This window comes from Candidatus Neomarinimicrobiota bacterium (assembly GCA_021157965.1).
Classification (GTDB): Bacteria; Fidelibacterota; Fidelibacteria; order Fidelibacterales; family Fidelibacteraceae; genus Fidelibacter.
This window is the reverse complement of the sequence record JAGGVO010000059.1, coordinates 88,750-97,443: the sequence shown is the minus strand read 5'-3', so window position 1 is coordinate 97,443 and position 8,694 is coordinate 88,750. Positions and strand designations below refer to the sequence as shown.

At 46.1% G+C, this 8,694-nt stretch carries 7 protein-coding genes; all 7 read right to left on the bottom strand.

Translation table 11 applies throughout. The features are described from left to right. Positions 1-87: 87 nt before the first annotated feature. The 7 genes from J7K63_09870 to J7K63_09840 all read right to left on the bottom strand — a co-directional run bounded on the left by J7K63_09870 (position 88) and on the right by J7K63_09840 (position 8,457). Complete coding sequence (locus J7K63_09870; GenBank protein ID MCD6235326.1) at positions 88-885, bottom strand: CPBP family intramembrane metalloprotease; 798 nt, start codon at positions 883-885, stop codon at positions 88-90. A 486-nt stretch (positions 886-1,371) separates the two neighbouring features. Next, positions 1,372-2,628 carry a glutamate-5-semialdehyde dehydrogenase gene (locus J7K63_09865; protein ID MCD6235325.1) on the bottom strand — a complete coding sequence of 419 codons (1,257 nt, stop codon included), beginning with the start codon at positions 2,626-2,628 and terminating at the stop codon, positions 1,372-1,374. Further along, positions 2,625-3,770 (bottom strand): glutamate 5-kinase, encoded by a 1,146-nt coding sequence (gene proB, locus J7K63_09860; GenBank protein MCD6235324.1) that lies wholly within the window; start codon positions 3,768-3,770, stop codon positions 2,625-2,627. The genes J7K63_09865 and proB overlap by 4 nt, the downstream gene beginning before the upstream one ends. Positions 3,771-3,792: 22 nt before the next feature. Beyond that, positions 3,793-5,280, bottom strand: coding sequence for an aspartate aminotransferase family protein (locus tag J7K63_09855; GenBank protein MCD6235323.1), 1,488 nt, complete (start codon positions 5,278-5,280; stop codon positions 3,793-3,795). Positions 5,281-5,491: 211 nt separating this feature from the next. Then, entirely contained in the window at positions 5,492-6,688 is a 1,197-nt protein-coding gene (argH, locus tag J7K63_09850) for an argininosuccinate lyase (GenBank protein ID MCD6235322.1), read from the bottom strand. Continuing rightward, positions 6,667-7,920, bottom strand: coding sequence for an argininosuccinate synthase (locus tag J7K63_09845; protein MCD6235321.1), 1,254 nt, complete (start codon positions 7,918-7,920; stop codon positions 6,667-6,669). The genes argH and J7K63_09845 overlap by 22 nt, the downstream gene beginning before the upstream one ends. 36 nt (positions 7,921-7,956) lie before the next feature. Continuing rightward, the gene (locus tag J7K63_09840) at positions 7,957-8,457 is read right to left on the bottom strand and encodes an ArgR family transcriptional regulator (protein MCD6235320.1); all 501 of its coding nucleotides are present in this window, start codon (positions 8,455-8,457) and stop codon (positions 7,957-7,959) included. Between the last annotated feature and the right edge of the window lie 237 nt (positions 8,458-8,694).

Genomic DNA, 8,694 nt, shown 5'->3' with positions numbered 1-8,694 from the left:
GTATAGTATACAGCGCCAGTCAGAAATCCGGGTAAAAGATGTAGCAGAATGGAAATGGGAAGAGAATGTTCATTGGAGTTTTTCATATTACATCAGATTATTGCTTATGGGTTGTCTCATCACCTTTTCTTTGCTGATAAAGGAATCATACACAAAAAGTCCGGCCAGGAAAACCGCCAGGGAGAGGAAACCGGCGAGTCCCGTCATACCCACCGTGAGGTCATTGCCTCCATCAATCATCATGATGGCAATGCCGGCGGTGCCGTTGAGGGTGCCGTGCATGACAGCCGCAGCGATAACCGAGCCTGATTTAATCGTCACATAAAGAAAGAGAGGTGTCAGCAAAATGCACCAGATTATCATCATGAGCACACCCGGTTGAGGATGCCGGGGATAATTGTGTCCCCTCAGGATAATGGGGGTATGCCAGATCCCCCAGATAAAGCCAATCGTCAGCGATGCTTTCAGGAAGAATATCTCCTTGAATTGATTCAGGAGGAATCCTCGCCATCCCAGTTCTTCACCAAAAGCTATCACGGCATTAATGATAATTCCGGCTAGGAGTCCTTGCAGAATCGATATCCAGAAGGGATGGAGCGGATAGGTCTCAATGGATTGTCTGATATATTCCAGTTGTTCCGGTGTCATCATGGTTTCGAAGCGTTTCATCATCCCGGCCATATCGGGACTGAAGGAAACATCGGGAAACAGCAGGCTGATGCCGAAGGTCCCAAAGCCGATAAGGGGTGTGATCAGCCAGGCCACGACAAACCAGCGGTTCAGTTTAAACGATATAAGAAGGCGTGATTTAATGGCTTCTTTGTGGACAAGTTTTTCCACGATCAGCACACTCAGCATGGGGATGAACATATAGACTGTAGCCATGATCGTGCCGCTGATGCCGCCGTATTCCCCGCCGAAGAGGACAAATCCACCGGCCAGGGCAACACTGATGCCGAATGTGAAGATTAAAAAGAGGGTGGTTTTGTTGAGGAATTTTATGGGGCTGTCTCCTTTATAAATCTTGTTGTGGTGCCATTTACAAAATTTAATTGATTGTTAAATGTAAGAATTTTTGAAATACCTACAAAAATAAAGTAAAAAAATAAAATTACTTGTGAGCGACAGGAACTATTTTCTGGAAATTTTTGGGTGTCATATCGCCAGGAACACTCTGTTATAATCTTTTGTATTCCTTATCATTATCATAATTAAAGTAATAAATCCATTTTGACCTCTGTTATTGTTTGCCGGTCCGTTTTGGTATCAAATCACAATCGGGTGAAATTAGTCACTCTCAAGTTTTTCCAGACCGGCTCTATCAAATCACGTCTCTCCATCTCTCCCTCGTGCTTTTGTACCCTCACATCCTCATTCTCTCACCTGTCCATCTCCCATGACCACAAATTTTTTCGTGGTGAGGGATTCCAGGCCCATGGGACCATAGGCGTGGAGTTTGGTAGTGGATATGCCGATTTCAGCACCGAGCCCTAACTGCCCTCCGTCGGAAAAACGGGAGGATGCATTGACCATCACTACAGAGGAATTAACCTCGCGGATAAACTGCTGTGCAGTTGCAATATCCTGTGTTGCAATGACCTCTGTATGGTTTGAACCGTATTTCTCGATATGGTCAATAGCATCTTCCGGAGAAGAGACACATTTTACGGCAATTTTCATATCCAGATATTCCGCAAAATAATCGTCTTCTGTGGCAGACTCTGCCCGGAAAAAATATTGCCGCGTCAAAGGACATCCTTTAAATGCTACGTCTTTCAGACGGGGTTCTTTTTCAATCCGGGATAAAAATGCTTCGGCGACGTTCTCATGGATGAGCAATGTTTCAAGGGCATTGCATACTCCCGGACGGGATGTTTTACCGTTCACTAAAAGTTCCATGGCCACATCCAGATCCGCAGCCTGATCCACATACAGATGACAGACGCCCTTATAATGCTTTATCACCGGTATTCGACTGTTTTCATCCACAAAACGGATGAGTCCCTCACCCCCCCGGGGAATAACCAGATCGATGGTCTCATTCAGAGTCAGAAGGGTTTGAATATCCTTTCGGTCTGTCGTGGGGACAAAAGTAATGATATCTTCCGGAAGGTCGGATTCCCTTAACGCCTGATGTAGAACGGACACGATAGCTGTGTTGGAATAAAATGCTTCCGATCCTCCCCGGAGAATCACTGCATTGCCCGCTTTCAAACAGAGCCCCGCCGCGTCCGATGTTACGTTGGGACGGGCTTCGTAAATCATAAGAATCACTCCCAGGGGAATTGCCATCCGTCCCACCCGGATGCCATTGGGACGGACTCTGATATGATCCATTTCCCCGACCGGATCGGTCAATTGAGCAATTTCTTTAAGGGCTTCCGCCATCCCTTTTATCCGCGCTTCATTCAAAATCAGGCGATCTGTCAGAGCTTTCGATAATCCCTTTTCACGGGCTTTTTCCACATCTTTTTGATTTTCCGCCTGAATCCTTTCGCTCTGCTCCATCAGAAACCCGGACATGCGGTGTAAAAGAGCATCCTTTTCCTGACTGCTCAGTCGGGCACTATATCGGGATGCAGCCTTTGCTTTTGTTGCAAGGGTGATGATTTTATCCTGTTCACTCATATCAAATCCTCTTTTTTTACAGTGCTCACAATGACCATATCATCCCGATGGACAATTGAACTGCTGACAAAATAACCCAGAACATCCTGAATTTCATGACTTTGACGACCAATCAGTTTTCGCATGTCTTCCGAATTATATTGTGTGAGTCCCTTCGCTATCAGATTTGCCTTCGATATGCTCTCCCGGTAGATTTTGACTGCATCGCCATGATCGAATTTACCGTGGATTTGTACCACACCCGATGGGAGCAGGGAAGCAGACCGGTGAAGAAGGGCTTTTGCCGCTCCTTCATCCACGATAATTTCACCACTGGAGGGCATGGCATGGAGAATCCAGTGCTTTTTTGCCGCACGGGGACTCATGGTCCGGTGAAAGAGGGTCCCCACGACTTTTCCCCTAACCATCAAATCAAAATTCTCCGCCTTTTTTCCATGGAGAATGACTACATCAATGCCCCGGGATGTGGCTTTTTCTGCTGCCTGAATCTTGGTCCGCATCCCCCCCACAGCCATGGGATTGTTGGACTCACCGGCCATCCGGTAAACCGATTCATCAATTTTCCGGATTTCAGGAACCAGGTTTACGGTTTTCTCCGTGTATGGATTCCCTGTATACAGGCCGTCAATATCCGAGCAGATAAAGAGAATATCCGCCTCTACCAGATCGGCCACATGGGCTGAAAGATTATCATTATCCCCCACCTTCAGTTGCTGTACCATGACCGTATCGTTTTCATTGACAATAGGCAGTGTCTTCAAACGAAGAAGTTCCAGAAGGGTATTTTTTACATTGATAAACCGTCGGCGATTCAACAGGTCATCCTGGGTGATCAGCAACTGGGCACAGGGATAATCAAAGAGCTGTTTCCATAAAAAGAACACCATAGGCTGACCGATAGCTGAAAAGGCCTGTTTCCGGGGTATGGAGAGGGGAGTATTCCGTGGATACTGTGGCTGGGTGCTCCATCCTGCCACAACCGCTCCCGAGGAGACCACAATAACCTCTTTCCCGTCCTGAATACTCTGGTTGATAAAATTGGCTATGGATAAAAGGTATTTTGTGGCACAACCTTTCCCGTCCGGGTCAATGATGGCACTCCCGATTTTAATCACACAGCGCTTCCAATTGGGAAGTTTTATGGGTTTGAAAGCTGTCATATTATTACATCGTGTCATTTATGCTTTTTTCCAGTGCTTCAAGAAAGTATGCCACCTCCTTTTCAGAAATGATGGTGGGAGGCAGAATTCGCAAGAACTGATCAGTTGACAGGCTGGACATGACACCATGATTCTTCAAGGCTTCCTGTACGGCATGAACCCGCTCAGAAGATCCTAAAGAAAAGGCAATCATGAGTCCCCGAATCCGGATTTCGTCCGGAAGTCCGTATTTTTCTGCAAGTTGTTTCAGTCCCTTCTCAAACTGCCGACTCCGTTCAACGACATTGCCTGTGACATTCAGTTCCCGCATTTGTCGTGTGGCAATCAGGGCGGCTGTCATGGCCATGGGATTCCCTCCAAAGGTAGACCCGTCGTATCCCCCTTTCATCGCCTGGGATATCTCTTTCCGCGTAACAACGGCCGTTACAGGATACCCGCCGCCAAAAGATTTACCGATAGTCATGATATCGGGAATTACGTTGTATCCCATACAGGCAAACCAGTCGTTTTGTTTTACGGCCGTTCTTCCGAAACCTGTTTGGACCTCATCTGCAATGACAATGGCCCCTTTTTCTCCGGCCAATTCAAATAATTCATCAATAAAAGACTGTGTGGCTGCCAGATTCCCGGCCTCTTCTCCCTGGACCATTTCAAGAATGATGATTTTAGCGTTCTTTTTTTCCATGAGCGTACGGACACTCTCCACATTATTGAATTCAGCAAAGTGAACCCAGTCCTCATGGTCCAGCCCAAAAGGTTTCCGGTATTTTTCGTTCCAGGTAATGGAAACCGCTCCATGCGTCCGGCCGTGAAAGCCGTTTTTAAAAGCAATGACATGCCGTGAACCGGTATAGGCCTTGGCAATCTTCAGAGCCTTGTCTACCGCTTCTCCACCTGAATTCTGAAAATAAAAATAATTCAATCCCTTCGGCATCATGGGCATGATGGATTTTAAAAAGCGGGTCCGGGCAATCTGAACCCGATCTTCCTTCATGGAGATGAGCTGGGATGCCTGGTTATAAAGTCCTTTGGCTATCTCTTCATTTGCCATTCCCAGATTGGTGGCGCTGTAATTGCTGTCCATATCCAGGTAAGTTTTCCCTTTGGTATCCATTAACCAGCACCCCTTACCGGAGACAGGCACCAAATCTTTTTCCAGGGTGGATACGGGAATCTTATAGGCTTCGTGAAGCTCTATAGCTTCATTTGTGGATATTTCTGATGCCATAAGCTGGTCGGATATGGCCTGTAACACCTCCGGGGACAATTTAGCGGACACCAGATAGCTGCATATTTTTTCAGCCAGGTCCTCTGTTACTTCCCCTCTGCTTGGGAATGTCCCCAGAATGTTCCGGATATTTTTTGAATAAACATTCACGTTTTCCTTCAAAACATTTTCCAGAACTTCAAAAATTCTTTCCGGTGTGGCATTTAAGCGTTCCGGGTGTTTTGATCTTTCGTTGATCAATGCGTTCATAAGTTTTTGTTTCATTGTATCATCCTGTTTTGAGGTTAAGGTTGAGGTTAAGGTTGAGGTTAAGGTTAAGGTTAAGGTTGAGGTTGAGGTTGAGGTTGAGTCGACAGTTGACAGTCGACAGTCGGTAGTCGACAGATCATGGACGAGTAGCGAGTAGCGAGTGACGAGTGTCGAGGGATGGGAACATCCATTAACCCACGCAACCCAATTCATCATTCATCATTCATCATTCATAATTCACCATAACCCTTCTATACGCTTCCCGAAAACTCATCCCCTTCTTCACCAGGTCATAGACTTTTTCAGTGGCATAGAGTTCGCCGGTCATGGCTTTTCGGCATTTTTCTTCATTCACTGTCAGATTTTCAAAGACCAGGGTCAGGATACTGACAGTTTCCAGGAGGATTTCCAGGGATTTTATTACCGGTTCTTTCAGGAGTTGAAAATCCCGGTGATAACCGGAAATGAGGTTTCCGATAAGGGATTTAACCTGCATTTCATAGCCCAGCACCACATGATAATTTGCCCTGACCAATTCCAATACATCGGGGTTCTTCTTCTGCGGCATAATGGAACTTCCGGTGAGAAACGCATCAGGGAGTTCAAAGAAACCAAAATCCGGCAGGGTGAAGAGGATAAGATCTGTGGCGGTTTTATTGGCATCAAAGAGGATAAAACCGGCCAGATGAAGGAGTGCAGCTTCAAATTTTCCCCGGCTGGACTGGACGTAGACAGGATTATTTTGAACTTTTGCAAAACCCAGTTCTTCCGCCACCATATTCCGGTCCAAATTCAGGGGTACACCGTATCCGGCTCCCGATCCCAAAGGTGATTGATCCACCAGGGTATAAACACTTTTCAGCTGAACAAGGTCATCCTCCAGAGCTTCACTCAGCGCTCCGGCCCAGAGTCCCACACTGGATGGCATGGCTTTCCGGGTATGGGTATAACCGGGGATGGGAACGGTACCGGAGGATTCAATCAGTTTATCCACGGCCTTTTTCAGGAACTTTAATTCATCTTTCAGGTGCATCAGTCTGTCCTTGTAATAAAGCCGGAGTGCCACCAGCACCTGATCATTTCTGGACCGGCCGGTATGTATCTTTTTACCCGTCTCTCCCAAGGATTCCGTCAAACGATTTTCAATCGCCGTATGGCAGTCCTCATCCTTGAGCGTCACCGGAAACCGTCCGTTATGATTCAGTTCAATGATCCGGTCCAATTCATTAAGGATTTCTTCCAGTTCATCGTCTGTGAGGATGCCGATTTTACACAGCATGGACGCATGGGCTTTGGAAGCCTGGCAATCATAATCCACCAGTTTCTGATCGATAAGATAATCCTCACCGACGGTAAAGGCTTCGATCCGGCTGTTCAGGGTGTACCCCTTTTGCCAGAGTTTCATTGTCTTCTCTTCCTCCATTTATAAGGATCATGATTTTTCAAAAGCAAATTATGAGCTTTCAGGCGGATGGCATTGATATTGATAAAACCCCGGGAATCCTTCGCATTGAATCCCCCTTCGATATCCATACTGGAAAGGTCTTCATTGTAGAGGGATGTAGGGGATTTTCTGCCGATGGGTTGTACGTTTCCTTTATAGAGGGACAGCCGGACTGTCCCGTCGATTTTCTCCTGGGATTTTTCGATGGCCGCCATAATAAAATCCATTTCCGGAGAGAACCAGAACCCGTTATAGATAAGTTCGGAAAACTTCGGGATCATCATATCCCTGAGATACATCACCTCTTTATCCATGGCAATGCCTTCCAGATCCCGGTGGGCAGCCCAGAGAATGGTGGCGCCCGGTGTTTCATAAACCCCTCTGGATTTTATCCCGATGAAACGGTTTTCTACCATATCCACCCGGCCAATCCCATTTTTCCCGGCCAGTTCATTCAGATACAGGAAGAGTTCCAGCGGCTTTTCCTTCCGAGTTCCGTCATTCAGATTCACTACCGACACGGGAAATCCATCCTTGAATTCAATCTCAATGATTGTTTCCTGATCAGGTGCTTTGGTGGGAGAAACTGACAAAGTAAACATCTCTTCGGGAGCTGTCCTGTCCGGATCCTCCAGAATGCCTGCTTCATGACTGATATGCATGATGTTTTCATCTTCGCTGTAGGGCTTGGATTTGGAAGCCGTTACAGGAATACCATATTTCTCCGCATATTTCAGCATATCGGTCCGCCCTTTGAATTCTGAAAGAAACTCAGGATCTTTCCAGGGGGATATCACCACAACATCGGGATGGAGAGCATAAAAAGCGAATTCAAAGCGGACCTGATCATTGCCTTTTCCCGTCGCGCCGTGAGCCAACAGGTTGGTCCCCTCCTTTTCCGCAATCTGAACCTGCCGTTTGGCAATCAACGGCCGGGCCAGTGCTGTCCCTAAAAAGTAACGCCCTTCATACAAAGCATTTCCCCGCAGGGCGGGAAAAATATAATCGGTGACCAGCTCTTCCCGGAGATCTTCAACATAGACTTTTGATGCACCTGTCTTCAATGCTTTTTCGCGGACCTTTTCAAAATCATCTTTTTGTCCTACATCGGCTACATAGGCAATTACATCAAAACCCTTCTGAGTCAGCCATTTTAAGATGACTGAGGTATCCAAACCGCCACTGTATGCGAGAATAATCTTTTTTTTCATATCCATTTCGTACGCCTGTAATCCTTTCTCATTTTGTTATTCTACATCAAATGATACACGTCCCATCAGCCGGTCCTGAAGCTGGGGGATCCTGTCCAGCAGGGATGTGACAAATTCCTCCCGGGTCGCCGATTCCTCCAGGATAATCAAGACAGTATCATCCCCGGCTACGGTACCTGTCACTTCTTTTAACTCCAGCTTGTCCAGGAAAAGTCCAACAGTCGGCGCAAAGGACGGTTGAGTCTTCATCACACCCAGATTCCCTGAAAATCGCAGGAAACGGACACTGTCCACCGGAAAATCCTGAGCAAAGACAGAATCCTCGTTCCCTCCAAATTGATCAGGCAGGGTATAAACATGACCATACCTGGGATCCGCCACTTTTCCCACACGCAAAGCATTTAAATCCCGGGATAAAGTTGCCTGGGTGATCTGAATCCCCATTTTCTTCAAAAGAGTCAACAATTGATCCTGATGATTGATCTTGTGGGACTGGAGTAGTTGCCGGATCACTTCATGTCTTTCATCTTTTTTCATCGTTTTACCTGCATATTTTTTCATTCTTTACGAATAATTATACATTTTTAAACAAAATATTACAAGCATTTGTTCAATTTTTTTGAAATTTTATCCCCAAAACGGACTCTGTGGACTCATTTCATTATTTTGTAAAAAAAGAATTGACATATTTATTCTATCTCTTTAAAATCAATCAATCAAAAAAAAGGACATTGCAAAATAAAAATGAAACAGCTCCTTCTTCACATTCTGCCT